We start from the raw sequence: 26,584 nt of genomic DNA on the forward strand, positions 1-26,584 counted from the left end.
TCTGCCACGCTTCGACAATTCAGGATGCGATGTGTTTAGTTATGATCTATCTAGATGATAGATACTATTCACAGGGCGATAAGACGAAACCAGCAGCGCCATCGCGTTAGTATCGGTCACTAAACTCTTGAACATCCGTTCCGACCAATGCAGCGCGCCGGAAGTCAAAAGAAAGACCTCGGGAACAACGATCCATTCCCCAATCCAGACGCCACCCGATCGTTCATGCTCATGATGGGTCAGTTCACCTATTTGTCCGGCCCGTTGGCGTCCCAGCCGAGCGACGGCCTCCCCAAATTCCGATGCGCGTTGATTTCGTTTGTGGGCCATCGCTGAAGACGATCCTTTGCCAGGTTCATGAACTTCGGCGAATTCACCGATGTCGGATGATGACAGTTGATTGACGTTGTGGGCGATTTTGCACAGCGTCCCGCAAAGCGAGCCAAGGGCGGTGACGATGTCAGCGATACCGTCACGAGCGTTCTGCCAGTGCGGTTCGACGACGTTCAGACCGAGTGAATGAGCAACATCCTGTTTAATCTGGCGACCAATGCCATTTTCATATTCGCGCAAGTCTCCGACGGGGCCACCAATCTGAACATTCAATCCACGTTTTGCCGCCTCTTGAAGTGCCTCAGACCGCCGACCCAGTTCAGATCGCCAGACTTCAAGCTTCGTCGCAAGGCGAATGGGCACAGCATGCTGACCATTGGTTCTTCCCATCATCATTGTGTCTGGATGGGCGGAAATATGATGAGCGATCGCAGCCATGACATCGCCGAGGGTGCTTTGTATTTGCTCAAGCCCCAGTTTCATCTGCATCGCCAACGCCGTGTCCATCACATCCTGCGTGGTCGTACGATAGTGCACTTGGGCCGAGTGTTCTGGCAATAGTTGGCGCAACTGTTTGGCCAGTCCTACGATGGGGCGGCCAACAAACATCATCTCTTTCCGCAATTCCTCATGGTTCAGATCGCAGATCGAAATCTCCTCAATTGCTTCAGCAGCCTCAATCGGGATTAGAGCAGCCGCAGCTTGATGCGCCGCAAGAACCTGTTCGACCTTAAGCCAGGCGGATATCGTGGCGTGCTCAGACCAGATCGACCGCATATCGGCGCTGGAAAAGCAATCTCGGTAGATACTGTATTCAAGCATCTTCGAGCCCTCCACGAGAGATGCGGCGTTCTTTGACGATACCTCGGATTCGGAACGCCATGGCAGCAAAGCCGACGATGATGAACGCAAGAGCTATGGGGCGTTCGACAAATATCAGTGCGCCGCCTTCGGACATCAGTAGGGATTGGCGAAAGGTTTCCTCGGCACCCTTAGCCAGCACGAAGGAAATTACGAACGCTGCAACGTTGAAGTCGTATTTCCGCATCAGCCAGCCGGCGAACCCCGCTACGGTCATGACGGTTACGTCAAACATCGATCCACGGGCTGAATAGGCCGCCACAAACGCGGTTAGGAAGATCAGTGGATACAGCACATTGGTCGGAATCTTCAGGATCAGGCGGGCAACTCGTGTGGCGCCGAAGTAACCGATCAAGCCATAAGCCAGAATACCCAGCATGCCGCATGCAAAAAGTTTGTACACCAGCTCCTTATCCGTCAGGAATAAGGTCGGACCAACCTGAATGCCGTGGATCAGGAAAACGCCCAGCAATATTGCCCCGATGGTCGAACCTGGAATGCCCAGCGTCAGCAATGGAGCCATTGATGGACCGGACACAGCATTATTGGCAGCCTCAGGTGCGGCAACGCCTTCTAGTGCCCCCTTGCCCCACATCTCGGAGTTGTTTGCGCGGCGTTTGCCTTCTCCATAAGAGATGAACGCCGCGATCGCCGATCCAAGGCCGGGCAATACTCCGATGCCTGCGCCGATGAACCCACCACGCAATGCGTGCGGAAGACAGGGTTTGTATTCCGCCCAGGTCAGACTGTTGCCATCCGCTGTGGTTTCATTCTCTTTGGTCTCTCCGGTAGCCTTGCGGCGGGATTCTAGCTGCGCGAATACTTCGCCCAATACAAAAACACCTATCATCAGGGGTACCAAGCCGATGCCATTGGATAGATCGAACGATCCGAATGTATAGCGCTCTTCGCTTGAAATCGGGTCCAGCCCGACCATGGCGATCAGAATGCCCATCAAGGCCGATGCCAGACCCTTGAAGATGGAATTGCCAATGACAGAACCGATTACGACAAAAGCGGCAAAGTAGATGGCGAAAGTCTCAGGCGGGCCGAGTTTCAGTGCGACGGCCGCAATGAAACCTACACCGATGACCAGCAGGACATCCCCCATCAGGTCGCCGATGACGGACGAGATTGTCGCCACTTTCATAGCTTTTCCTGCTTTGCCCGCTCGTGCCAACGGATAGCCATCGATCTGAGTCGCTGCACTGGCCGCTGTTCCGGGTGTGTTGAACAGGATTGCTGCGATCGAGCCGCCGTACCGACCGGACTTGCCGATCACATACAGAAATGCCAACGCAAAGATCGGCGACATATAAAAGGTGATTGGAAGCAACATCGCGATAGCCGCAGAGGCAGTCAGGCCAGGTGTCGCACCAACCACCATCCCAACCGCCGCTGCAAGTACGATGGCAAAGAGCAATGTAGGGTCAGTCACCACCGACAGAAGTGCAGGAAAGATCTCCATGATGTTTTACCCCTGAATCCAGCTGAGAAGGTCGAAAACTTCGCCATATGGCGGGTACACACCCAGCAGGACAAAAAAGATGAGATGGAAGACCAGCGGGCAAAGAACGATCGACAAAACCAATCCGATCCGACTGCGTACGCCGAAAATGTAGAGGACGATCGGCGTCACGATCGCAGTCGGCAGTAGGTAGCCGAACCAGCGGAACGACTGCTGGTACAGCATAGCGATGATAAACAGACCTATGATCTGTAAAGTCGCGTTGCTGTCTTGATCGTCACTTGTATCACCCGCCGTCTGGCGCGTTGCGCTCAACACCATAACACCGGACAGAGCAAGTAGAGCGAGAGCGGCGGAGAATGGCACAATCCCGGCCCATGTATCGCCCGGAGATGCGGCCGGTACTTGCCAGGCCTCCCAGATTGCAAAGATTGAGATGAGGGCAAGCACCAGACCTTCTGCATAGGCACGCATGTCTTTCCTCCGAGATATCAACATGAACAAGGGGGTCGGGTGACCATTGTTCACCCGACCATGAGGACATTAGTTGGTCAGGCTTTGGACCAAGGGAGTGGCGTCCTCTTTCATTGCGGATAGGGTTGTTTTTGCGTCCGCTCCATTCTGGTAGACCGGGCCGGTTCCGCGTGAGGCAAGGAGTTCCGCAAATTCTGGCTTGGCGGCAATTTCTTCCAGCGCGGTCTCCAACGCAGCAATCACTTCTACCGGTGTGCCCTTAGGTGCAAAGACGATCACTGGGGATGATACTGCAGCGAATGGAATGCCCAGCTCACCAAACGAGGGGACATCAGTCATGATCCCATCCCGCTCCTGACTGTTGACGGCCAGTGCCCTCAACTGCTCTTGAAAACCAGCAAGTTGCTGAACGCCAAGGAACCCGAAATCAGCCTGCTCGCCGATCAGGGCAGCCCGGGTCGGCCCGCCGCCTTTGAACGGCACATCCTGGGCGTCAATCCCGTTACTGGCCAGAAAGCCCAACCCACCGACGTGGTGGAATCCACCACGCCCCGAGTGTGCCCAACGCAGCTCGCCGGGATTGGCCTTGGCCGCGTCAATTAAATCCTGAACGGTCTGATACGGACTGTTGACTGGCACCATAAGCGACGTCTGCAATTGTCCTACCTGAGCGACAAAATCGAAGCTCTCCAATGCATCAATGTCAGTATCTCGGGTCATCGTCGACAAAAGGAACGATCCTCCGGATGTCATCATCAGAGTATACCCGTCGGGCCGTGCGCCAACCACCGCATTGGCCCCATTCAGGCCGCCCGACCCCGGCTTGTTGACCACAACAACGGGCACATCCAGCGTACCTTCCGCCGCGGCCGAGATGGCGCGGGCATAGGCGTCAGTACCGCCCCCGGCCTTGTAGGGAACAACCAGGTTGATTGGTCGTTTTGGCCAATCCGCTGCAAAGGTTGCGGTGGCAGTCGTGGTGACGGCTATGGCGGCAATAACAGCACCAAGAAGCGTTCTGCGTTTCATGAGTAACCTCCCAAATTCGCTTGGGATCAAATTACGCGAAAACATCAATTGTAAAAAATGCAAATATGTTATCTACTCTTGCAAAAATTGAAAGTATGGATTGATGAACATCAAGGCCCTACGCGCCTTTCGCGCAACATTGTCCGAAGGCTCGCTGGTTGCCGCATCCGAGATTCTGCACCTTAGCCAGCCTGCGATCAGCCGCTTGATTTCGGGGCTCGAGGCCGAACTCAAGCTGACGCTGTTTGACCGCAGCGGCCGCAATCTGACCCCAACACCCGAAGGGTTGGCGTTCTACCGCGAGGCAGGCCGTATCCTGGACAACCTTGATGAAGTTCCTCGGATCGCTGCCGAAATCCGGGCAGGTCGCACGGAAACTCTGAGGATTGTAACCATGCCCCGAATTGCGCAGTCGCTGTCAGCCCCGGCCGTAGCGCGATTCATGAAGGCCAGCCCCGGCACCAATATCAACCTTGATGTCCGGGCAAGACGTGAAGCGGGGAAATGGTTGGCCGGACGAGAATACGATATCGGTATTGGTGCTTTGCCCGTCGATCATCCGGGCATTGTCACTAAACCTTTGTTGAGAGTGAGAGCACAAGCGGTCTTACCATTGGATCATCCTCTTTCCATCCGAGAAGAAATTACGGCGAGTGATCTCGCGGAAGAAACTATCATACGCTTGATGCACGGTCTGTTGTTGCGCGACCAGTTGGACGATATTTTTCACTCTGCTGGTGTCACACCAAAGCAAACTTGCGAAGTGGCAGCATCTCAACTCGCGTGCTCGCTTGTTGCAGAGGGTGCTGGTGTAACTGTTGCGGACGAGTTGGTCGTCGCCCAAACCAATTCGGACAAACTAGCACTTGTACCGGTGACGCCTGAACGCTGGATGACGTTTGGCCTGCTTTACCCGATCGTGGATGCGAAGTCCGATGCCTTGCTTTCATTCGAAAAAGAGTTGTTTGGCGTGGTCAACGCGTTGGCTCAACTAAGCCCGACGCTTGAACGTGTTCAATGACCCTGTCTGCCGGATTCCATGTTTCGACAGATTAGGAATTGCGGGAAAGATGTAATGATTGCAGTTTTCTACCCATTATTTCCCATCAGTCAGCTCATTGCTGCCTATCGTGGCGTAAGTAAAACTATGACGTGGTTGATCAAATCAGACATTGCTGCAAGGCGCGATACTGTCCGCAAGAAGACTGCTCACAGCAAACGAAGGACTTTGAAACTTCGGCGGCACCTGACTTCAGCCGCTCATTTCGACCAGAAAATCGATCATAGCGCGGGTCTTTGCGGGCAGGTTGTCGCGGCTGGCATAGATCACATGGACTCCGATAGAAGGCGGGCTGAAATCGGGTAAGATCGCCACCAATGCCCCGGCATCCAGTTCAGCCTGACAGGAGAGCTGAGGCAGACGTGTAATCCCACGACCAGCAAGGGCCAGCACCTTTTCGGTATGACCATCGTTGCATCGAATACGAGGAGCGATTGGAACCGCGATTGCCTCACCATCTGGTCCTGGGTAGGTCCAGTTTTGGGTGGCCCCGTGAAACGAAAAATCAATTAGTTGATGCCCCTTTAGGTCATCGGGGTGGCGGGGCGTGCCGTTTCGTTTCAGATAGGCGGGGGAAGCCACTGTAAGACCTTGTGTGCGAAAAAGTTCGCGTGCAATCAAATCGGACGGAGGCAAATCACCGATGCGCACCAGCAGATCGATGCCTTCACCGATCATGTCGGCCCGGCGCTCGGATATGTCAATGTTCAGATCAACTTCGGGGTATCGCCGCAGAAATTCGGGCAACCGATCGTTCAGCCATCCATGTGCAAAAACCACAGGAACGCTCATCCGAAGCTCTCCAAAGGGTCTGTCGCCGATGGAATGCAACCTGTTTTGTACGGCGCGGGCGTCATCCACAATCCGGCGGGCGTTTTCATAGTATATGCGCCCGGATTCCGTCAGGCTGATCCGACGCGTGGTCCGATTCAATAACCGGGCGCCAAGCCGGGCCTCAAGCCGTCCGATTTCTTTACTGACATGGCTAGGCGTATGGCCCAGCAGTTTTGCGGCGGCACTCATGCCTTCCTGTTCCACTACTGTGCAGAACAGAACCACGCCGTCGAACAAATCCTTATTATGATCCATTTGGAATAAATTACCTTCCAGATGAGCTATTAAGCATCAACACAAGTATAGTTACATTGGTTGCAGTGTAATGAAAGGCCAAACCATGTTGGATATAAGAAACTTCGATCACATTGGTATCCGCATCAGCGACCGCGATACATCAGTCGCCTTCTATGAGTTGCTGGGATTCGAGTTGATCGCGGATGGCGGCTATGACCATGGCCATCCGTTGGTGATGCTGCATCCGTCCGGGATCAACATCAACCTGTTAGGCCCCGCTACAGCAAAAGCTGGTGAAAACGTCTTGATGGATGAGGTCGAGAAGTTTCCCGGCATCACGCACCTGGCCGTCAAGGTAAGGGACGCCGAAGCAACCGAGGCCTTTGTTACCGAACACAGCATAGCCATCACAGGCCGTCGAGAATTTCGCGGTACCAAGACAATTTTCATCCGCGATCCGGATCGTAATGTCCTGGAACTTGTTGGTCCCGGACCATCTGTCGCGCGACTGATCGCCGAGCATGTGCACGGTTGAACCCCCATCATTAATGGAGATGCTCCCATGACCACTTTCATCAAACCGTTCGCCGCAGCCCTGAGCTTGACGATCAGCGCCGTAGCACTCCCAGCAACCGCAGAAATACCTATGATCAAAACAGTGGATGGTGTCGCAACATACCCAGACGGCTATCAAGGTACGCCTGTCCGAGCCGCAGATAATGACCCGTTTCTGTCACCGACCAACTCGGCGCTGATCCTTATCGACTACCAGCCGCCGATTTTGGCTGGGGTTAAGAATATCAACCACGAAGAGCTGATCAACAATACCACGGGTCTGATAAAGACCGCCGTGATCTACGACATCCCGATCATATTCAGCCATGTAGCCGTAGGATTGAACGGCTATGATCCTATGATCGAAGATTTGCGCGAACTGGCCCCGAACGCGGTATTTGTTGACCGGACCAATGTGAACGCTTGGGAAGAGCCTGAATTTGTAGCCGCAGTTGAAGCAACGGGCCGAAAGAAGCTGATAATGGGCGGTCTTTGGACGGATGTATGTCTGGCTTATCCCGCGATTGAGGCCGAGTTGGCCGGATATGACGTCTACGTTCCGGAAGATGCCGTTGGATCGATCACTCAGACCAGCCACGCAAACGGCATGCGCCGCATGATCGAGGCTGGTGTTGAACCTATAACATGGAATGTGGTTCCAGCCGAACTGCAACGCGACCACGCGCGCACCGATAAACTGCAGGCCGTCACTCGCGTGTTTATGGAGCATCTTTTCAAAGTTGACCCGGACTCAACCTGGTAAATTCAACATCTGTCAGGGGCTTCGGTCCCTGACGAATTCTGCTTGAAATCAGGCTTTGCCTGTTTGCACTTGAGCAATTTCTAGAAAGCCGGCGTCGGTTACTATGGGGAACCTGATTGGGACAGCTCCCCGCTGCTGATTGCGGTTCAGCAACAATTTGTCCTTCCGGGCACAAACACCAAAATCGAGAACAGCCCGAACCCACCATTTGCTTGAGGTTGCCATTGTGACGGTTGGGTCCGTCAAATCAGGCATTCGCGACATTGGCAATTTAATGGTCCGAACTCACACCATAGGCAATTTTGCGCACCCTCGGGGCTGTATTCTATGTTGGCTGAATGGCGGAAACAGCTGAGCCTTCCACAGTTACTCGATGCATCAGGCGTCGAAATCCGTGATAGTCGTTGATGGCCTTGTGCCATGTCGCTCGGTTGTCCCACATGGTGATGTCTCCAGTCCGCCATCGGACGCGGCATTGGAATTCAGGTTGTTTGCAATGTTCATAGAGCATGTCAAGGATTGCATCAGACTCCTCACGAGAGAGGCCCTCGATATGCGTGGTAAACACCGGGTTCACGAATAATCCGCGACGCCCACTCAAGGGATGCGTGATGACTACTGGATGGCGTGCGTCTTGAACGGCGTTTTCTGCGTTGCTCAGACGCCCGCTCGTTGCAGCCTCGCTTTCTTGCGCAGCTGCACCAAAGACATGCCGAGATGAATGAATGGCTGTAAGCCCATGCAGAAACTGGCGCACCGGCACGGACAGTGCGTCATAGGCTGCGCCCATTGAAACAAAAAGCGTGTCCCCGCCGTATGGCGGCATTTCGATGGCATGGAGAATAGAACCCATGGCGGGTTCTTGATCGTACGAATGGTCGGTATGCCATCCTTCGCCGACCGCTTCTCTTTGATCCTTTTCCTTAAGCACCATGGCGATCTCAGGATGGCCATCGACAGGTCTGAAGAATCGATTGACATTGATCGGACCGAAGCGACGGGCAAATTCCAGGTGATCGTCTGGGCTGACCTGCTGATCTCTGACGACGATCACAGAGTACTTTGCAAACGCGGCGTGAATATCTTCAAACTGGGTACTGTCGCGGATGTCAGCATCCATGATCTCAGCTCCCAAACCGCCTGTCAGTGGTCTTATGTCCATTATTCTGCTCCTTGCTCTAGAGGCGGAAGTTTAAGGGTGGCCAATGATCGGAGAAACTGAACTATCTGGACACAGTTTTGTTGGTGCTGCGTAAAACCTGCATCTGAACTGGCTCGATCATTTCGTGTACAGTGCGCTGGTTCAGCATAGGTGCGTTTACGTTGTTCAATCTAAACCTTCGATAACATCGGTCCCCGCATTTCGATCAACCTGCACTACGATAAGCCTGCCTCTTACTGCAGCGCTAGCACGTTGGTCAGACGAATGCTATTTGCGCGGTCAAATGGACTTTGGCGAGCAAGGATTAGGAAGCTTGCCATTGATGCTCCTTTGCGAAATTTATGGCTGTTTAACTGATCATGGCTGAATGGTGTGTATCGCTTTGGCGCTGGATCCGGATGATGCCCAGAGGTCTCAAAACTCTGATGTTTCTTATGCAGAAAGGGGTAGGTGATTTGTCGGCAGCGCAAAGGCTCTTTCATGTGCCGTAGTTTTTTGACGGGCTCATTGGGCTTTGAACGGTTTTAAGCTTTCTTGAAACTGTTCGATGAATTCGAGTGTCACTAGTGACGGTTGTTTCAATATTGGGCGCACAAGCGATAGTGTATGAGGAAGCAATGGCTTGAACGGCCTATAGCTCAATCCACGCGTTGAATACTGGACGGCGTCCAACTCGCTTACCACGGAAACTCCGACACCTTTTAGTGCCAACTCACAAGCTGCGGTGAACTGCCTGACTTCGATGTGGGAATTCAACTCTACGTTGGCGCTCTGAAACGCTTTGGAAAGCCGCACAAAAAAGTCGCTGTCGCGTCGTGTATGGATAATTTTAGCATCTGTAATATCCGCTGGTGTCACCTCAGAGAGGCTTTCCAATTCATTTCCGGTGGGAAACACGCAAACTGTGCGGACATTGATGTTTCTGCTTTCAACGGCCGGGTGACCGTTAAAGCTGTCCGTGATCCCGAAATCATACTGCTCACCTATCATCCACTCGAGAATCCGTTCCGGTCGGTCTGGTTCAATCGTCAGGGTGACGCCGGGCCGATCCTGCAAAAACTTGGCGACGACATCGGGAAGATGACTTGTGGCGAATCCCGGTAAGCAAGCGACGCGGATGTGACCCGCTTTGCGCTGTGTGATGTCCTGACTGACATCCGAGATTTGCTTCATCAATTCCAGAACGCGCTCTACGCTGGGTTGCAGATATCGTACCTCCTGCGAGGGCACCAAGCGACCTTCGCGGCGATCAAAAAGCTGAAAGCCAAGTGATTTTTCCAAATCAGAAAGCAGTCTGCTGACTGCGGGCTGACTTATCCCAAGATCCGTTGCCGCAGCAGTGACCGACCCATTAGTGGAAACGGCCATGAGCGCTTCCAATTGCCGGATCCGCAAAGTTTGACTCATATTTTGAACCTGGTTCGTTGTTTCCCTGGTTGGTTTATAATGTAATGTTATGTTTTTCTCAAAAATTAAATGCTTGAATTATAAAATTGTAACGTTAACGTCGTGAAATCGTCATGTGTGCTGATTACGCGTTGCGGTCGGTATTCAACGAAGCATCAACCCCTGATGCATGGGAGGAATCATGAAAAAGAATTTTCTAGGCGCTCTCGCCTTAACAACTGCTCTGTCGCCGGTGGCGGCTATGGCGCAAACCGAAATTCAGTTCTGGCATGCCTTCACCGGTCGACTGGGCGATCTTGTGAAGGCTCAGGTTGAAGAGTTCAATGCCAGCCAAGATGAGTTCACTGTAGTAGAAAGCCATAAAGGCAACTATTCGGAAACCTTGAATGCGGGTATTGCTGCTTTCCGAGCAGGTGAACAACCACATATCCTGATGGTTTTCGAAGTAGGCACGGCAACCATGATGTCGGCCGAAGGGGCTATCAAACCAGTGTATGAAGTGATGGCTGAAAGCGGTGCATCATTCGATCCTGATGCCTACATTGGTGCCGTCAAAGGCTACTATACGACCACTGACGGGGACATGCTGTCGCTGCCCTTCAACTCGTCAACACCCGTTCTCTGGGTCAATCGCGATGCTATGGAAGCGGCGGGTGTTGACCCTGACACGGATTTGTCGACCTGGGAAAAAGTTGGTGACGTTCTTGACCAGCTTAAGGCTGGGGGTGAAGACTGTCCGCTGGTCACTGCTTGGCAAAGCTGGATCCACCTTGAGAACCTTTCGGCCTATCACGACGTCCCATTCGCTTCGAAGGATAATGGATTTGCCGGTCTTGATACCGAACTGATGTTGAATGGACCGACGCAGGTGGCGCACCTGACCGCGATGGGTGACTGGGCCAAAGATGGTAAATTCATCTATACTGGCCGCAGAAACGAAGGTGGCGCGAACTTCCGGGCAGGTGAATGCGCGCTATTCACCGAAAGTTCGGCAGGTTATGCCGGCATTAGCTCTGAGGCTGAGTTCGAATTCGACGTGCGCCCATTGCCCTATTGGGAGGCGGTCGTAAGCGAGCCGCAAAACACCATTATTGGTGGCGCTTCGCTTTGGGTGATGGAGGGTCACGATCCTGAAGAATACAAAGGTGTCGGTGAATTCCTGAGCTTCCTGTCGTCTTCGGACGTTCAGGCGAACTGGCACCAGAACACAGGGTATCTTCCAATCACCGCCGAAGCTGGCGTCGCGACCCGAAATGCTGGTTTCTATGAAGAAAACCCAGGTACTGACATTGCTGTCATACAGATGACCGCCAAAGAGCCGACTGCGAATTCGAAGGGTCTGCGTCTGGGGTCGTTTGACCAGATTCGCGGCATCATCGACGAAGAGCTCGAGGCTGTCTGGTCCGGTGAAAAGACCGCTCAGGAAGCAATGGACAGTGCGAAAGAACGCGGCGATGCCCTGCTGCGCCGGTTCGAGTCTGCCAATCAATAAGTCCTAATTCGATGCGGGCCTGTTTCGGGCCCGCATCTTCTCTATTCGGTGGTTTATCGGGATGGAAAAACGCGTCACCTTTCGCGGCTGGCTTCTGCCATTGGCTCTGATCGCCCCTCAGGTCATGATCTCCGCCGTTTTCTTTTTCTATCCGGCCGGTCAGGCGGTTTGGCAGTCTTTGTTCATACCTGATCCCTTTGGGCTGTCGTCCCAATTCGTGGGGTTCGGCAACTTTGAATTCCTGCTGAGCGATAAATTCTACCGTGCTTCTTTCGTGACGACGGCGGTGTTTTCGACGCTCGTCACTCTGTTTTCAATGATCCCGGCGTTGTTTCTGGCGGTCATAGCGGACCGCCTGATCAAAGGATCGGGTGTTTACCGGACGCTGCTGATCTGGCCCTACGCCGTTGCCCCCGCTGTTGCAGGCGTGCTGTGGCTGTTCATGTTCAACACGCGTGTTGGTGTCGTGTCGTGGTACCTCGGCCAGCTTGGTTATGACTGGAACCACGTTCTGAACGGCACCGAGGCCATGGGCCTGGTGGTTGTAGCCTCAGCCTGGGGGCGTATCAGCTATAACTTCTTGTTCTTCTTTGCAGCGCTGCAGTCGGTCCCAAGATCGGTGATCGAGGCTGCGGCAATTGACGGCGCGCGCTTCTGGCGCCGGTTCTTCACAATCGTGCTGCCGCTTTTGTCACCAACCGCGTTCTTCCTGTTGGTGGTGAATGTTGTCTATGCATTCTTTGAGACCTTTGGCGTCATCCACACGATCACTGGCGGTGGCCCACAGCAGGCGACGACCATTCTAGTCTACAAAGTCTTCTCGGATGGGTTCGTTGGACAAGATCTCGGTTCGTCCTCCGCTCAGTCCGTCATCCTGCTTATTGTCGTTGGTCTGCTGACCGTCATCCAATTCAAATACGTGGAAAAAAGGGTGCACTACTGATGGCAGCCCAACAACACGGAATGGTCGAAAAACGTGGCATGGGGATCTGGTTGACCCATGCCATGATGATCCTTGGCGTCTTAATCATCTTTTTCCCGATCTGGCTGGCATTCGTGGCGTCGACTGTGACCCAGCCGGAAATCGTATCGCCACCCATGCCAATTCTTCCCGGTGATCAGTTCTGGGAAAACTACAAGGCCGCGCTGTTTTCTGGTGTGAATGTCCCTGTCGCCACCATGCTGTTCAACAGCCTCGTGATGGCGATTGGGATTGCGGTGGGCAAAATCGTGATCTCACTGCTTTCTGCCTTTGCGATTGTCTACTTTCGCTTTCCCGGGCGGACGACGTTCTTTTGGCTGATCTTCCTGACGCTGATGCTTCCGGTTGAAGTCCGAATTGTTCCAACATTCGAAGTTGTTGCCGGGTTCGGCATGCTCAACAGCTACTATGGGCTTATCTTCCCCTTGATCGCCTCTGCCACGGCGACGTTTCTGTTCCGTCAGTTCTTTCTAACGATCCCAGATGAACTGGCCGAAGCTGCTCGAGTAGATGGAGCCCGTCCGATGCGGTTCTTCATTGATATTGTGGTGCCCATGAGCCGGACCAACATCGCAGCGCTATTCGTGATCCTGTTCATCTACGGTTGGAACCAATATCTCTGGCCGCTGCTCATCACTACCGATCCTGAAATGAACACCATCGTGATGGGTATCAAACAGATGTTCCCATCCGGCGACGACGTAGCTGAATGGCCGGTCATCATGGCCACTTCGATTTTGGCAATGATCCCGCCGGTCATCGTAGTGGTGTCTATGCAAAAGCTCTTTGTCCGCGGCCTTGTCGATAGCGAGAAATAAAAAATGGCAACAGTAAACTTAGAGAATGTCAAAAAGAGCTTTGGCCCGACGGACGTTATCCATGGCATCGACATAGATATCGCGGACGGTGAATTCATCGTGATTGTTGGCCCTTCGGGCTGCGGAAAATCCACGCTTTTGCGAATGGTTGCAGGCCTTGAAACCGTAACGTCCGGTGAAATCCGGATTGGAGAAGAACGAGCCAACGACAAAGAGCCTATGGATCGCGATATCGCGATGGTGTTCCAGAATTATGCGCTCTACCCACATATGTCGGTGCGCCAGAACATGGGGTATGGGCTGAAAATCGCGGGGCTTCCAAAGAACCAGATTGACCAGAAGGTGACCGAGGCCGCCAAACTGTTGCAGCTGGAAGCTTTGTTGGACCGCAAACCCCGGCAGCTTTCAGGCGGTCAACGCCAAAGGGTGGCAATGGGGCGGGCAATTGTTCGCGAGCCAGCGGTTTTCCTGTTTGATGAACCACTCTCAAATCTTGATGCCAAGCTGCGTGTTCAGATGCGTTTAGAAATCCGCGAGCTTCAGGAAAAGCTTGGAATTACATCGCTTTACGTGACTCACGATCAGGTCGAAGCGATGACGATGGCAGACAGGATGATCGTGATGAACGGAGGCATCGCTGAGCAGATTGGGACGCCATTGGAGGTATATGAAACACCAGGAACCCTTTTCGCGGCTCAGTTTATTGGTAGCCCTGCAATGAATATCTTTGATGCTCAGCGTGAAAACGGAACGGTTAAGATAGGGGGCTTAGAGATTGGTCCATCCACGGGGCCTGATACCCCACTAAAGCTTGGAATCCGACCAGAGCATCTGTTTCTGGACAACAATGGTCCGTTGGAAGCCGCTATTCAGATGGCGGAACCGCTAGGCGCAAACACCTTGTTGCATGGCCAGCTCACGGATGCAGGCGACGCGATCACGATAAGCCTTCCGGGTGTCCACCCAATAGAAGGCCGGCATCCGAGCATGCGGTTCTCAGTTGCCTCAGAGCACATGCATCTGTTTGACCATTCATCCGGCAAGAGGTTGGAAGGCTGATGGTCTTTCCACAGGTTGAAGCCTTTCGTGGTGGCAAAAACCTGATCCGGGTTGTGGGGCATCGAGGTGCGCGGGGTGTGCTGCCCGAAAACAGTATGATTGGCTTTGACTTTTTGCTCTCTATCGGCGTCCCGCTGCTTGAGTTTGATGTTGTCCTGACGGCCGATGACGTACCGGTCATAACCCACAACCATCGGCTGCATGCTCCCAGCTTTCGTGACGCAAATGGCCTGTTTCTGACCGGAGAAGAGCCGAAGGTCTCGTCATTGACGTTCGAGCAAATCCAGCAATTTGATATCGGGCGGTTGGATGGTCATTCGGCTTATGGCCAACGGTTTCCGGACCAGGCTCTACTGGATGGCATCCGTGTTCCAAAGTTGCACGATTTGCTGGATTTGGTTGATGATCCAAAATACGGTGATGCCTATCTGATGCTCGAACTGAAGTCGGATCCGGATTTGGCTCACGATGCGCTTTATAGGAAGAAATTTGTCGGGCGGGTTCTTCAAGAAGTACGTGACAAAGGATTGTCTTCGCGCGCGGTGCTCCACAGTTTTGATTGGAACCTGTTGGAGGAGTGTCAGCGGCAGGCTCCTGACATGCCGTCTTCCTACCTGACGCAGCTTCCGGAAAACGCGGCGGATGTTGGTGAGGATTCCTCGAAAGCGGTTTGCCCTGACTTTCGTGGTCGTCGTGATGAAATTCCAAATTTGGTCAAGCAAGCAGGCGGTTCGCTTTGGTGCCCATACTACACGGATGTAACGGCTGAAAATGTGGCGCGCGCAAAAGAACTGGGCCTATGTGTTGCCGTGTGGACGGTCAATTCGCACGAAGAAATAGGCAGAATGATCGACCTGCGCGTGGATGCAATTGTATCTGATTATCCTGGGCGGGTTCAAAGGCATCTGTCGGATTTGGGCATGAGGTGGAGTGTCGATTGCCGGTGAGCACCGCGCCACAAAAGCTGACGCCGTTCATGTTCTTTTCAGTTGCAGTTGGGAAGGATCAGACACATCAACTAGCCTAAATTTGCAAAAGAACCATCGTCTAAAGTACCGTGCAATTGTTAGGTAGCCGCATTGGATCATGCCGAAAGGCTGGCCAATGGATGCGATTAAGATCAGTGTGCAGCAGAAATTGCTTCGCTTGGAGAGGTCGGCGTGAACAGTGTGTTACACTAACAAAAAACATACCGAGAAAAACAAATCTATCCTTGAAGTGGCGCATTCAACTAGAGGGGCGCAGTTTGTGAAAACTCAGTGTCGTATTGAATTTGCGGTGAATGAGCCGATATCCCCCGCTTCATCGAGATAATAATTTGGACCTGCAACCAACGGAAAACCGGATACTCGGGACAAATGCCCAATCAACGAAGCTTTAGTGTTCAATGTAGGCTGAATGTCCGTCTTGCAACCTGATGAAGCCGTCTTGAGGTTCGTTCAATTCAAATACCTCTTGTGCGGATAGGCCCAGGAATATTCCTCGAAACACGCGGGATGTTAGTCCGTGGCCAACAATTATTGCTGTTCCTTCGAACGAGCTGCTCGAATACCATGAGGAAACACGATTGTGCACGTCAGCATAGGACTCTCCACCCGGGGGTGGATAATTCCAGCGATCAGAGCATCGCGCTTCCCATTCCTTGGGAAACTGTCGAGTGATCTCTTTTTCAGTCAATCCTTCCCATTGCCCGAAACTGCATTCCACCAAACTGGTCTCGTACTCGATGATTTCTGGCGGCAGACCTAGTTCCTTGATCACGATTGATGCTGTCTGTGCAGCTCGGCCAAGCGGGCTCGAAAATATTGTAAGCGAATGATCGAAAAAAAGGCGGCTTCGTAGTTTACTTGCGTTTGCCAATGCTTGACGAATGCCTCGTTCGGTCAGGGGCGAGTCCCGACGTCCTTGCCTCCGTTTTTGGGAGTTCCATTCGGTCTCGCCGTGACGAAGCAAATAGAAGGTTGGGCTGATGTTCTGGTCTCGCACTTGTTGACTATTTTATTCATCGACGCAAAGCGAAGTAATTCTGATTTTTTTTAGTTTAAGCAGTATCTCGTCTAAGCAGGCAACTGTTGTCGAAAAAAGCAACCAATCCTCTGGTTGACACAATTGATAACACGAATGAAGGGCCGCTACACGACCTGTGCGTTAAATGAGGCGTCGCTCATTTTGATCCTTTAAGGGCTCTCCGCCGACTTGGTTTGCGCTTAAATTCGATGACATCTTCTCGGATGCGTGGACATGATGGAAGAACTTATAGGCGAAAATCGCAAAACTTGCGCGTAGTGGGTATTGGGGTCGTATCAAAATCGACGGCTTCGCTAAGGCCGAATGGCTGAATACTGTGTCGCTCGATATTCTTATCGGAGACTGACACTGCTCTGCAAAGCGCGTTCAGAAAAGGGCTCAACTGCGATTGATATATTCCGCGATAGCTGCCCGACTGCCGTGTTTCCAGATCGTAGTTAGCCAGAAGGCAAAAGCTCTGGGAAAGTCTGCGCCGAGGGCGCAAGCATCGCTATAGTGTTGCTGGCCGACCCAGAGTTCTGGATCGTCTTTGGACGCCAGCGAAGCTTTCTGTAGACTCTCCCATTGGGGGTCATTGGGGGCGATTTCGGAGCCATCTTCACGGTATCCTGCACACATCCGACACCAGAAAGCTTCGGCCAGCGCGAGCCCGCTTATGGAAGAGCCTGCCGCAAGTGCATCACGAAGTGACGGCAGCAAGAACCCGGGGTGTCGCGCCGATCCATCGAAAGCAACCCGGCGCGTCGTGTCGTGAATGGCCGTATTTGCAAATCGCGTCTCAACTTGCTCAAGGTATTCATTTGCAGTCGCTCCGGGGACGGCTGCGACATGAGGCAGAATTTCTTCTTCTTGGACCTTTCTGAAAAACGCCAAGATATCCCGGTCCTGCATGCAATCCGAAATTGTCGGGACATTCAGTATTTCGCCGACATTAGCAAGCAACTGGTGACCGCCGTTCAAGATGCGCAGTTTCATCGTCTCATAGCTTTGGACATCACGGGTCAGCGTGACGCCGACCTGTTCCAGGGGTGGGCGCCCGGCGCAGAAATCGTCCTCGATCACCCATTGGCGATAGTTCTCGTGCGATACGGGTGCTTGGTCATCGACGCCAAGTGCGTGGCATTGTGATATCACTTGGTCTGTTGTAGCGGGCACGATGCAATCCACCATTGAATTGGGGAATGCGCCGTTCTGGTCTATCCAGTCGGCCAGAGCAGGGTCAGACAGGCGTGCTAGACCGACAACACAGTTCCTCAGGATCACGCCATTATCCTTAAGGTTGTCGCAGCTCAGCGCGGTGAAGGGTTTGATGCCCTGCGCCCTGCGCTGCTTGAGCGCCGCAATGATCGCACCGAATACTGTGCACGGCTGGTTTGGATTTGCTGCATCATGAAGAATTTCTTGGTGATCTGTGTCGAGGGCACCCGTGTTGGCATCTCGGTAATATCCACCTTCGGTCACTGTCAAAGACACAATCTTGATGGAAGGCTCGGACATCTTGCGGATCAACGCTGCATTGCCTGCCTCGACCGGAAGATAGTCGATCATCGGACCAATTACCTGGGCGGACATCCCTTTCGGGTCCAGTTCGATCAATGTCGTCAAGCAGTCCTGCGCCAGCAGACGCCCTCGCATCTCGGAATCGTAGCTTCGCACACCGGCTCCGATGATTGCCCAGTCGTGGGCCTGACCTTGCTGCATCAACTGGTGGATATACCAAGCCTGATGCGCGCGGTGAAAATTCCCGAGACCGATATGGACAATGCCGGGCGTCAGGTCCGAGCACCTGTAAGATGGGGTCCTGACAGTTGTCGGCAGGTTTGAAAGGTTATCTCGCCTTAGATGTACTGCAGGATTTGCGTTTGCCACAGGATTCATCAGCTCATCCAGTTTCCGCCATCGACGTTATATGTCTGGGCGACAATGTACCTGGCTTCGTCAGAGGCCAGAAACACAGCCATCCCGGTCAGATCCTCTGCGCGACCAATCCGCCCGTAGGGAACAGCTGCCGCCACTTCGCGTTTCTTTTGGCCGAGCGGTTTATCTTCATGTTTTGCAAAGAACGCATCAACGCCATCCCAATGCTCGCCATCAACAACACCCGGAGCAATTGCGTTCACGTTGATCCCATGAGCGATCAGGTTCAGCCCCGCCGATTGGGTCAGCGATATGATCGCCGCCTTGCTGGCGCAGTAAACTGCGACCAAAGGTTCCCCCCTTCGCCCAGCCTGAGATGCCATGTTGATGATCCGACCTTTGGTCCCGTGCTCGATCATGTGCCGGGCGACCGCCTGCATCGTGAACAAAGCACCCGAGACGTTGATGTCAAACACGCGGTTGTAGTCTTCCCGCTCAATCTCAACGATTGGGGCGGCGGTGAAGATTGCCGCATTGTTGATCAGAATGTCGATAGGGCCGAAATGTGTAGCGGCTCTTGCGACGGCCTCATCTATGCTTTCTTGGTTTGTCACGTCCATCTCGATGGCGAATGCAACCTGACCCAATTCTGCGGCGGCGTCTTTCGCACGCTGGATGTCGATGTCGGCAATGGCAACACGCGCGCCTTCTGCAACATAAGCTTTGGCAAAGGCCAATCCGATGCCTCGCGCAGCCCCGGTGATCAGGGCGGTTTTGCCTGCCAAGCGTGTCATTCGATCCGCAAGCCTTTCGCATCAAACCGATGGATGACATCTGCACGCGGTGTCAGGTGAATTCGATCCCCATGGCGGAAGCCGACCTCACCATCTGCGCGGACGGTAATGGTTTCGGCCAGTCCGGTCTCGTGGACGTGAAAAAAGGTGTCCGATCCCAAGTGTTCTGAAACGCTGACGATCCCGGACCATTCACCTTCAGTTTCCGAAACCGCGATGTGTTCCGGGCGAATACCGATTGTTTGTGCACCGTGTTTCGCCGCCTCTGGTCCTTCGATGAAGTTCATTTTGGGCGAGCCGATGAACCCTGCAACAAACAAGTTGCGCGGCGTCCGATATAATTCAAGCGGGCTGCCGACCTGTTCGATCACACCGGCCTGAAGCACGACGATCTTGTCGGCCATTGTCATGGCTTCAACCTGATCGTGCGTCACGTAAATCATCGTTGTCGCCAGACGTTCGTGCAGTTCGCTGATCTCCAGCCGCATGCCAACGCGCAGCGCGGCGTCTAGGTTTGAAAGGGGCTCGTCGAACAGGAATGCCGCGGGCTCACGAACAATGGCGCGACCAATGGCAACGCGCTGGCGTTGCCCACCGGAAAGTTGCCCCGGGCGGCGGTCGAGATAATCGCTCAGGTTCAGGACGCTTGCTGCGCCTTCGACCCGCTTGTCGATTTCGGCCTGATCCAGCTTGGCCATACGCAAGGGAAAGGCGATGTTCTTGCGCACACTCATATGCGGGTACAGAGCATAAGACTGGAACACCATTGCCAGACCACGTTTGGCGGGCGGTACGTCGGTTGCATCCGCGCCATCAATGTCGATGGAGCCCGAAGTGATGTCCTCTAGCCCCGCAATGAGCCGCAACAGCGTGGACTTGCCACAACCAGAGGGCCCGACGAAGACGGTGAATTCACCGTCCTCGATAGTCAAATCTAGTGGTGGAATGACCTCTATGTCACCGAAGCTTTTGGTCACTGACTTGAGTTGGATACGTCCCATAGTCGTCTTCCTTATTTCACAGCGCCGAAAGTCAGGCCGCGGACAAGTTGTTTTTGGCTGAACCAGCCAAGGATGAGGATTGGTGCGATCGCCATGGTCGATGCCGCGCTGAGCTTGGCGAAGAACAGGCCTTCGGGGCTGGAATAGCTGGCAATGAATGCGGTAAGCGGCGCTGCGTCAACGGCAGTCAGGTTGAGCGTCCAGAATGCCTCGTTCCAGGCAAGAATGAAGTTCAGTAACACGGTCGAGGCGATGCCGGGCACGGCCATGGGTGTCAACACATAGAGGATTTCCTCTTTCAGCGTGGCACCATCCATCCGGGCGGCTTCCAGAATCTCACCGGGGATTTCACGGAAATAGGTGTAAAGCATCCAGACGATGATCGGCAGGTTGATCAGCATCAGCACCACGACCAGCCCTCCGCGCGTGTCCAGTAGACCCAACCGGATGAACAGCAGATAGATCGGGTAGAGAACACCCACCGCGGGCAGCATCTTGGTGGACAGCATCCACAGCAGGATGTCCTTGGTACGCTTGGACGGCACGAAGGCCATGGCCCATGCTGCGGGCACTGCGATGATCACGCCCAGAATGGTTGATCCACCTGCGATGATCACCGAATTCCACAGGAACCGCATGTAATCCGAGCGTTCCTGTACGATTGCATAGTTCTCGAGCGTCCAATCGAAGTTCAGGAACAGCGGTGGGCTGGCGATCGCCTGAGCCTCGGTTTTGAAGCTGGTCAGGATCGTCCAGAGGATCGGGAAAAAGATCAGCAGACCAACGGCCCAGGCAAGGGCGGTGTTCAGCGATTTACGACGGGATGTGACGGCGCGGGCCATGGTGGTTCCTCCTCACGCGTCCAGGTTTTTGCCAACGATGCGCATCAGGAAGATGGCAACGATATTGGCAAGGATGATGGCGTAGACACCTCCGGCTGATCCAAGGCCGACATTCTGGCTTTCCAGCACGCGCTGGAATATCAGGTAGGTGAGGGTTCGGGTGCCGAAGGCGCCGCCGGTGGTCACGAAGATTTCGGCGAAGATCGACAGAAGAAAGATCGTCTGGATCAGGATCACGATGGTTATCGCGCGGCTCAGATGTGGCAGGACGATGTGATAAAAGCGTTTCAGGACTGGCGCACCATCCATTTCGGCTGCTTCCAGCTGTTCACTGTCCAGTGACTGAATTGCGGTCAGCAGGATCAGTGTCGCGAAGGGTAGCCACTGCCATGAGACGATCATGATGATCGAAGTCATCGAGGCCTCGGATAGCCATGAGATCGGCTCGGCCCCGAAAAAGCGCCATAGATGGGCCAGCAACCCATTCACAGGATCCATGAACATGTTCTTCCACACCAACGCAGACACCGTGGGCATGACAAAGAAGGGAGCGATCACGAGGATACGGACAACGCCCTGACCCCACATGGGTTGATCCAGCAGCATCGCTAGTAGAATGCCTAGAATTACGGTGATCACCAAGACGCCGCCTACGATCATCAACGTCGCTTGCACCGCGGGCCAGAAGGAGCTGGACGAGACGAACCGGACATAGTTGTCGAACCCGACCCAGCCCAAGTCGCCACCGCGAAGGGGCAGATACTTCTTGAAGGAAAAATACAGCGTCATCGTCAGGGGCACGAGCATCCAGCCAAGTAGCAGGACCACTGCGGGTGCCATCATCAGGCGCGCGACGGATCGGGAATGTTGAGTTGCCATGACGCAAACCCTCTCTGTTCAGGCATAACCAAAGCCTGCGAGAAAAACGCGAGTTGTGGAAGGGTAGAGCGGGGGGCAGACCTCTGCCCGCCCGCCGGGGAGGGATGCCTCAGTAGCCTGCGGCTTCCATTTCTTCGGTGGTGAAGGCCTGCGCTTTGGCGAGTGCTTCGTCCACTGACTGCTGTCCGGCATAAACTGCCGAGAACTCCTGACTTACTTGCGTAGCGATACCGGCAAACTCGGGGATCGCGACGAACTGGATACCCGTGTATGGCGTCGGCTGTGCGCAGCAATTCTGTGGATCGGCCATCAGGATCGACTCCAAGGTCATGTTCGCAAAGGGAACTTCCTTGTAGTTCGGGTTCTCATAGAGCGAGGTTCGCGCGCCCGGCGGCACATTGGCCCAGCCTTCATTTTCGGCCACCAACTCAATGTAGTCTTTCGAGGTCGCCCATTCGATGAATTGCTTTGCCGCGTCCTCTTGCTGCGTGCCCGCTGGGATCGCTAGCGCCCAGGCCCACAACCAATTGGCGCGTTTATCTACGCCTTCCGAGTTCGGTGCCAGTGCAAAACCAACCTTGTCTGCCACTGTCGAGTCGTCAGGATTGGTCACGAAGGATGCCGCGACGGTTGCGTCGATCCACATGCCACACTTGCCCTGCTGGAACAACGACAGGTTTTCATTGAACCCATTGGTGGCGAAGCCTGCCGGGCCAGATTCATTCATCATGTCGACGAAGAAAGTGAGCGCTTCTTTCCATTCCGGCTGATCGAACTGGGGCTTCCAATCCTCGTCAAACCAGCGTGCGCCGAAGGAATTGCCTGTCACGGTGATAAAGGCGCCGCCTTCACCCCAACCAGCCTTGCCACGTAGGCAGATGCCGTTGATGTCATTGTCCCGATCCGTCATCGCAGCGGCAGCTTCGCGGATGAATTGCCAGGTCGGCGCGTCGGGCATTTCAAGGCCGGCCTGTTCCATCAGGTCAGTGCGGTACATGATCATCGAGCTTTCACCATAGAATGGCGCTGCGTACAGCGTCCCTTCATGGCTTAGGCCCCCCGCCATTGCGGGCAGAATGTCCCCGACATCGTAGTCTTCGGACAAACCATCCAGCGGAACCAACCAGCCATTCGCGCCCCAGATGGGCGTCTCGTACATGCCGATGGTCATGATGTCGAACTGACCGCCCTTGGTCGTGATGTCGGTGGTGACGCGCTGACGCAGCACGTTCTCTTCCAGCGTTACCCATTCGACGTCGATACCGGTCGCTTCGGTGAATTTGTCAGTATAGCCCTGCATCCGGATCATGTCGCCATTATTCACGGTGGCGATCGTGATAGATTGCGCGTGGGCTGCGGCCGTAGCGACGAATGTCAATGCAGTCGCCGCGCGAAGTGCGTGCTTCAGATACATCCCTGTCCTCCCTGAGCTTGGATGTCGTGCAGAGAGCGTAGAGCGTAAATTGTCGCGCCGTCAATAAAAACTTTACGCGCGTTAAGATTATCGAGTTATGCCGAATTCCTTAATACGAGCCGCGCAGGGAAAAGGGTTTCTGTTCGTGTCTCAAATTCTCCCCCATTTTCAATGAGTTCGAACAGCGTTTCGACACTTCTTCCGGCTACGTTGTCGTAGTCATGCGCAGCTGTGGTCAGAGAAGGGCAGGTGAATTTTGCGAACGGATGATCGTCGTTTGAGGCCACGCGCAGCGTGCAATCGTTCTTGCGTCCGACCCGAATCCCCTGTTCGTAACAGGCCGCAAGAAAGCCAATTGCGAGTCGGTCATTGCTGCATAGAACTGAATTCGTCCTCAATTGGCGCTCGTCCAGAACTTTCAACGCGCCCCTGTGACCGATTTCTTCAAATGCCCAGCCTATGCCGTCGACTTTGATGATATGAGGCTCGAACCCGAGACGCTCCATCACCTCAACATAGGCTTTTCGACGTTTGTTGGCGTTCGGATTCGCAGGCGTACGCATTTCAAAGAAAGATGGCGGTTCGCCCGTGCGGGTCATGTATTCGACAGTTTGTGACACAAAACTGAAATTGTCCGATCCAACAAAGGCAGCCCCCAAACCATCCAGGTTACTGTCAAATAAGACCGTTGGCACGTTGGCACAGAATTTCTCGATCGCGGATCGGTCCGAGATACGCCCCAAAGGGGCTAGCAAAACCCCGGCGGGTTTCAGGGATTGCAGGCCGTCCAGAATTTCGTTCTCGAGCTTTTGCTCGCCATGTGAGCTGAAGAGAGACGGTCGATAGCCCGCCGCGATGCAGGATTGTTCCAGATACCGTGCGATTTCTGCAAAGAAAGGGTCAGACAAATAGGGTACGACGATGCCGATATTCTTGGTCAGCTTTCGGTTCTGGTTCACCGCATAAATGTTAGGGCGGTAATCAAACCGTTCGAGCGCTTCTTCGATGCGCGCCCTTGTCGTCGGGCGAACACTTTCGGGATCATGGAAATATTTGGATACTGTGGGCCGCGAAATGCCGCTGAGGGCTGCGAACTCTTCCATGTTCTTAATCTTGGTCATGCTAGTCTGCCTGCGGATCATAGCCGCCTTGATCTTATCGTATCTTTACATATTCTTTGCGCGCGCTAAAAAATCAATAGCCAGACGGTCTCCGAGTAGTTGAACGGGGCGAGGGGTTTGAGTGTATCTCGGGATCGATATCGGAACTTCGGCTGTCAAGCTTGCCTACGCGGATAGGGACCGGATTCTCGCGACATCTTCGGTGGGGATACAGACATCTTCACCCCAGCCCGGCTGGTCTGAGCAGCACCCGGACCTTTGGTGGAAGGCGACAGTAGACGCTTTGAACCAACTTGTAGGCCGAATTGGATTGTCCGAAATCAAGGCCGTCGGATTGTCCGGTCAAATGCATGGTGCCGTTTTGCTGGACCGCGATCTGCGTCCGATCCGCCCGGCGATCCTTTGGAATGACAGCAGATCAGCACGCGAGTGTGATGAACTGCGTGCGGCCGAACCAAAGATTGGACAGATTGCGGGTGTCCTGCCCTTGCCAGGCATTACCGCACCTAAGATTGCATGGCTTAGACAACATGAGCCCGAACATTACGATCGACTTGCCCATATCCTGCTGCCCAAAGACTACATCGGCTTATGCCTGCATGGAGAATTGGCAACCGATACGTCCGATGCGGCCGGAACAATGTGGCTCGATCAGGCGTCGCGCAAATGGAATGCCGCTGTCACCGAAGCCACATTTGTAAAGCCCGACTGGTTACCGCCAGTATTCGACGGTCAAACGGTTGTTGGGAAAGTGACCGCACGTGCTGCGGCAGAGACAGGGCTGAAACCCGGTATTCCCGTCGTGGCTGGAGGAGGGGACGCGGCAACAGGGGCGGTGTCATTGGGTGCTACCGAGCCAGGGCGTGGGTTCATCTCACTTGGGACATCCGGTCAGCTATTTGTGGCTAATCGAAGTTATAAGCCTAACCCTGAAAGCTATGTTCATGCTTTTGCACACACGCTGCCCGATCGTTGGTATCAAATGGCTGCGATGCTGAACGGGGCAAGGCCCATTTCATGGATTGGGGATCAGTTGGGGCTGACTTCTACCGAAGTTGTCGCGCTTGCTGAAACGGTCAACGGTGATCGCGTTCCTATTTTTCTGCCCTATCTGACGGGTGAACGCAGCCCGCACGGAGACCCACGTATTCGGGCCAGTTTCTTTGGACTGGAGGATTCAACAACACGTGCTGACATCTGCCGCTCTGTAGTTGAGGCAATTGCGTTTAGCTTTGCCGATGCAGCGCTCAGTTTTGGTGACACAATTGACGACCTGCCCGAATTGGCCGCCATAGGAGGCGGCAGCCGATCAGAATTGTTGCTTGGTTTGATCGCAACGGTGATTGGAAAACCCATTGTACGATCTGATGGGGCGGATTCCGGTCCGGCATATGGCGCAGCCCGGCTCGCGGCGTGTGGTCTCGGCGCGTTGACGAAAGCCGATTTGGCATATCAGCCGCCCACAACCGAAAGGTTTGAACCCGTTGAAATGGCTGCACTTTCCGAGCGGTTGATGAAATTTCGCCGACTTTATTCTGCGGTTAAAGGTGTAAATTGATCGCACTAATAATCTTCAGTATTTAGATCGTCCCCCGCGCTAGATGGACCTGCGTTGGTGAAGCAATAGGCATGACATGGATCGACGTATGGGTGATAACTAGGTCTGAGAGGTGCAGATCATGCCGTCAATTTTCGTTAGGATTAGGTGCTGCGGATCTGAGTTTTGGGCTGAGCTATGGCTATCTTGACCACAATGAAATGCGTGATGTTAGCGACCCAGAGCCCCTCAGGAACAAATCTGCACCATTAAAGCAAGAGCGAAAGGGGTTGCGAAGCAAAAACTCGTTATCGGCATAGCCATAGATTAATCCATGTTTCTTGGCGGTTGTCGATAGATACTCGTGGCCTTCAATCTTGTGCTAAGGCGGTAGCACATACTCCCTAGCTGCGCGAACCGCTTGCCGTGATTGGTAGTCTTTTCGGGCGCACGGAAGAACTCTTTCCAACACTTTTGACTGCGAAACATTTTTTTCGATAGGCAGTTTCAATTACTCGACCGAAACGTGTTTCGCACCACAATCCACGAATCCGCGAATTAGTCTTGCCGCGTCTTC

Annotated in this window: 24 protein-coding genes; 9 read left to right on the plus strand and 15 right to left on the minus strand. The window is 53.8% G+C overall.

Annotated features, from left to right (window positions below):
* Nucleotides 1-39: 39 nt before the first annotated feature.
* The 4 genes from ACR0DE_RS05030 to ACR0DE_RS05045 all read right to left on the minus strand — a co-directional run bounded on the left by ACR0DE_RS05030 (nt 40) and on the right by ACR0DE_RS05045 (nt 4,165).
* Nucleotides 40-1,155, minus strand: a complete 1,116-nt coding sequence (locus ACR0DE_RS05030; protein ID WP_480752222.1) for a lyase family protein — start codon at nt 1,153-1,155, stop codon at nt 40-42.
* Nucleotides 1,148-2,662: a tripartite tricarboxylate transporter permease gene (locus ACR0DE_RS05035; RefSeq protein ID WP_480752224.1), complete on the minus strand. Its 1,515-nt coding sequence runs from the start codon at nt 2,660-2,662 to the stop codon at nt 1,148-1,150. Before ACR0DE_RS05035 ends, ACR0DE_RS05030 begins: the two co-directional genes overlap by 8 nt.
* Nucleotides 2,663-2,668: 6 nt before the next feature.
* Nucleotides 2,669-3,136, minus strand: a complete 468-nt coding sequence (locus tag ACR0DE_RS05040; protein ID WP_480752226.1) for a tripartite tricarboxylate transporter TctB family protein — start codon at nt 3,134-3,136, stop codon at nt 2,669-2,671.
* A gap of 69 nt (nt 3,137-3,205) precedes the next feature.
* On the minus strand, nt 3,206-4,165 hold the full coding sequence (locus tag ACR0DE_RS05045) for a tripartite tricarboxylate transporter substrate binding protein (protein ID WP_170597523.1): 960 nt from the start codon (nt 4,163-4,165) through the stop codon (nt 3,206-3,208).
* A 103-nt stretch (nt 4,166-4,268) separates the two neighbouring features.
* On the opposite strand from ACR0DE_RS05045, the gene ACR0DE_RS05050 reads away from it, so the two are divergent.
* Nucleotides 4,269-5,186: a LysR family transcriptional regulator gene (locus tag ACR0DE_RS05050; protein WP_170818911.1), complete on the plus strand. Its 918-nt coding sequence runs from the start codon at nt 4,269-4,271 to the stop codon at nt 5,184-5,186.
* Between the two features lie 231 nt (nt 5,187-5,417).
* Here the strand turns inward: ACR0DE_RS05050 and ACR0DE_RS05055 are convergent, their stop codons facing one another.
* Nucleotides 5,418-6,314 (minus strand): LysR family transcriptional regulator, encoded by an 897-nt coding sequence (locus ACR0DE_RS05055; protein ID WP_480752227.1) that lies wholly within the window; start codon nt 6,312-6,314, stop codon nt 5,418-5,420.
* Between the two features lie 85 nt (nt 6,315-6,399).
* Here ACR0DE_RS05055 and ACR0DE_RS05060 point away from each other — a divergent pair, with 85 nt between their 5' ends.
* A complete protein-coding gene (locus ACR0DE_RS05060; protein ID WP_480562545.1) occupies nt 6,400-6,831 on the plus strand; it encodes a VOC family protein in 432 nt (143 codons plus the stop codon).
* 27 nt (nt 6,832-6,858) lie between these two features.
* Nucleotides 6,859-7,614 (plus strand): isochorismatase family protein, encoded by a 756-nt coding sequence (locus ACR0DE_RS05065; protein ID WP_170597516.1) that lies wholly within the window; start codon nt 6,859-6,861, stop codon nt 7,612-7,614.
* Nucleotides 7,615-7,939: 325 nt separating this feature from the next.
* Here the strand turns inward: ACR0DE_RS05065 and ACR0DE_RS05070 are convergent, their stop codons facing one another.
* A complete protein-coding gene (locus ACR0DE_RS05070; protein WP_480752228.1) occupies nt 7,940-8,776 on the minus strand; it encodes a TauD/TfdA dioxygenase family protein in 837 nt (278 codons plus the stop codon).
* 504 nt (nt 8,777-9,280) lie between these two features.
* On the minus strand, nt 9,281-10,183 hold the full coding sequence (locus ACR0DE_RS05075; protein WP_480752229.1) for a LysR substrate-binding domain-containing protein: 903 nt from the start codon (nt 10,181-10,183) through the stop codon (nt 9,281-9,283).
* A gap of 181 nt (nt 10,184-10,364) precedes the next feature.
* Between ACR0DE_RS05075 and ugpB the strand changes: the two genes are divergently transcribed.
* From ugpB to ACR0DE_RS05100, 5 genes are all read left to right on the plus strand, one after another.
* Nucleotides 10,365-11,675: a sn-glycerol-3-phosphate ABC transporter substrate-binding protein UgpB gene (ugpB, locus tag ACR0DE_RS05080; RefSeq protein WP_170392713.1), complete on the plus strand. Its 1,311-nt coding sequence runs from the start codon at nt 10,365-10,367 to the stop codon at nt 11,673-11,675.
* Nucleotides 11,676-11,736: 61 nt separating this feature from the next.
* The gene (gene ugpA / locus ACR0DE_RS05085; RefSeq protein ID WP_480752230.1) at nt 11,737-12,618 is read left to right on the plus strand and encodes a sn-glycerol-3-phosphate ABC transporter permease UgpA; all 882 of its coding nucleotides are present in this window, start codon (nt 11,737-11,739) and stop codon (nt 12,616-12,618) included.
* Nucleotides 12,619-12,638: 20 nt separating this feature from the next.
* Nucleotides 12,639-13,475: a sn-glycerol-3-phosphate ABC transporter permease UgpE gene (gene ugpE / locus ACR0DE_RS05090; RefSeq protein ID WP_155150595.1), complete on the plus strand. Its 837-nt coding sequence runs from the start codon at nt 12,639-12,641 to the stop codon at nt 13,473-13,475.
* A gap of 3 nt (nt 13,476-13,478) precedes the next feature.
* On the plus strand, nt 13,479-14,534 hold the full coding sequence (gene ugpC, locus ACR0DE_RS05095; RefSeq protein WP_480752231.1) for a sn-glycerol-3-phosphate ABC transporter ATP-binding protein UgpC: 1,056 nt from the start codon (nt 13,479-13,481) through the stop codon (nt 14,532-14,534).
* On the plus strand, nt 14,534-15,481 hold the full coding sequence (locus ACR0DE_RS05100) for a glycerophosphodiester phosphodiesterase family protein (protein ID WP_480459740.1): 948 nt from the start codon (nt 14,534-14,536) through the stop codon (nt 15,479-15,481). The genes ugpC and ACR0DE_RS05100 overlap by 1 nt, the downstream gene beginning before the upstream one ends.
* Nucleotides 15,482-15,911: 430 nt before the next feature.
* Here ACR0DE_RS05100 and ACR0DE_RS05105 read toward each other — a convergent pair whose 3' ends face one another.
* From ACR0DE_RS05105 to ACR0DE_RS05140, 8 genes are all read right to left on the minus strand, one after another.
* Nucleotides 15,912-16,520 (minus strand): histidine phosphatase family protein, encoded by a 609-nt coding sequence (locus tag ACR0DE_RS05105; protein WP_480752232.1) that lies wholly within the window; start codon nt 16,518-16,520, stop codon nt 15,912-15,914.
* A gap of 420 nt (nt 16,521-16,940) precedes the next feature.
* A complete protein-coding gene (locus ACR0DE_RS05110; RefSeq protein ID WP_480752233.1) occupies nt 16,941-18,440 on the minus strand; it encodes a mannitol dehydrogenase family protein in 1,500 nt (499 codons plus the stop codon).
* Nucleotides 18,440-19,213 (minus strand): L-iditol 2-dehydrogenase, encoded by a 774-nt coding sequence (locus ACR0DE_RS05115; protein WP_480752234.1) that lies wholly within the window; start codon nt 19,211-19,213, stop codon nt 18,440-18,442. The genes ACR0DE_RS05110 and ACR0DE_RS05115 overlap by 1 nt, the downstream gene beginning before the upstream one ends.
* Nucleotides 19,210-20,214 (minus strand): ABC transporter ATP-binding protein, encoded by a 1,005-nt coding sequence (locus ACR0DE_RS05120; RefSeq protein ID WP_480752235.1) that lies wholly within the window; start codon nt 20,212-20,214, stop codon nt 19,210-19,212. The genes ACR0DE_RS05115 and ACR0DE_RS05120 overlap by 4 nt, the downstream gene beginning before the upstream one ends.
* An 11-nt stretch (nt 20,215-20,225) precedes the next feature.
* Entirely contained in the window at nt 20,226-21,056 is an 831-nt protein-coding gene (locus ACR0DE_RS05125; protein ID WP_010443328.1) for a carbohydrate ABC transporter permease, read from the minus strand.
* Nucleotides 21,057-21,068: 12 nt separating this feature from the next.
* Nucleotides 21,069-21,935 carry a carbohydrate ABC transporter permease gene (locus ACR0DE_RS05130; protein ID WP_170392706.1) on the minus strand — a complete coding sequence of 289 codons (867 nt, stop codon included), beginning with the start codon at nt 21,933-21,935 and terminating at the stop codon, nt 21,069-21,071.
* 109 nt (nt 21,936-22,044) lie between these two features.
* The gene (locus ACR0DE_RS05135; RefSeq protein ID WP_170392705.1) at nt 22,045-23,349 is read right to left on the minus strand and encodes an ABC transporter substrate-binding protein; all 1,305 of its coding nucleotides are present in this window, start codon (nt 23,347-23,349) and stop codon (nt 22,045-22,047) included.
* A 95-nt stretch (nt 23,350-23,444) separates the two neighbouring features.
* Nucleotides 23,445-24,470, minus strand: a complete 1,026-nt coding sequence (locus ACR0DE_RS05140) for a LacI family DNA-binding transcriptional regulator (protein ID WP_170565216.1) — start codon at nt 24,468-24,470, stop codon at nt 23,445-23,447.
* A 121-nt stretch (nt 24,471-24,591) separates the two neighbouring features.
* Here ACR0DE_RS05140 and xylB point away from each other — a divergent pair, with 121 nt between their 5' ends.
* On the plus strand, nt 24,592-26,028 hold the full coding sequence (gene xylB / locus ACR0DE_RS05145) for a xylulokinase (RefSeq protein WP_480752236.1): 1,437 nt from the start codon (nt 24,592-24,594) through the stop codon (nt 26,026-26,028).
* The last annotated feature ends 556 nt before the right edge of the window (nt 26,029-26,584 follow it).

Source organism: Ruegeria sp. C10 (assembly GCF_056537805.1).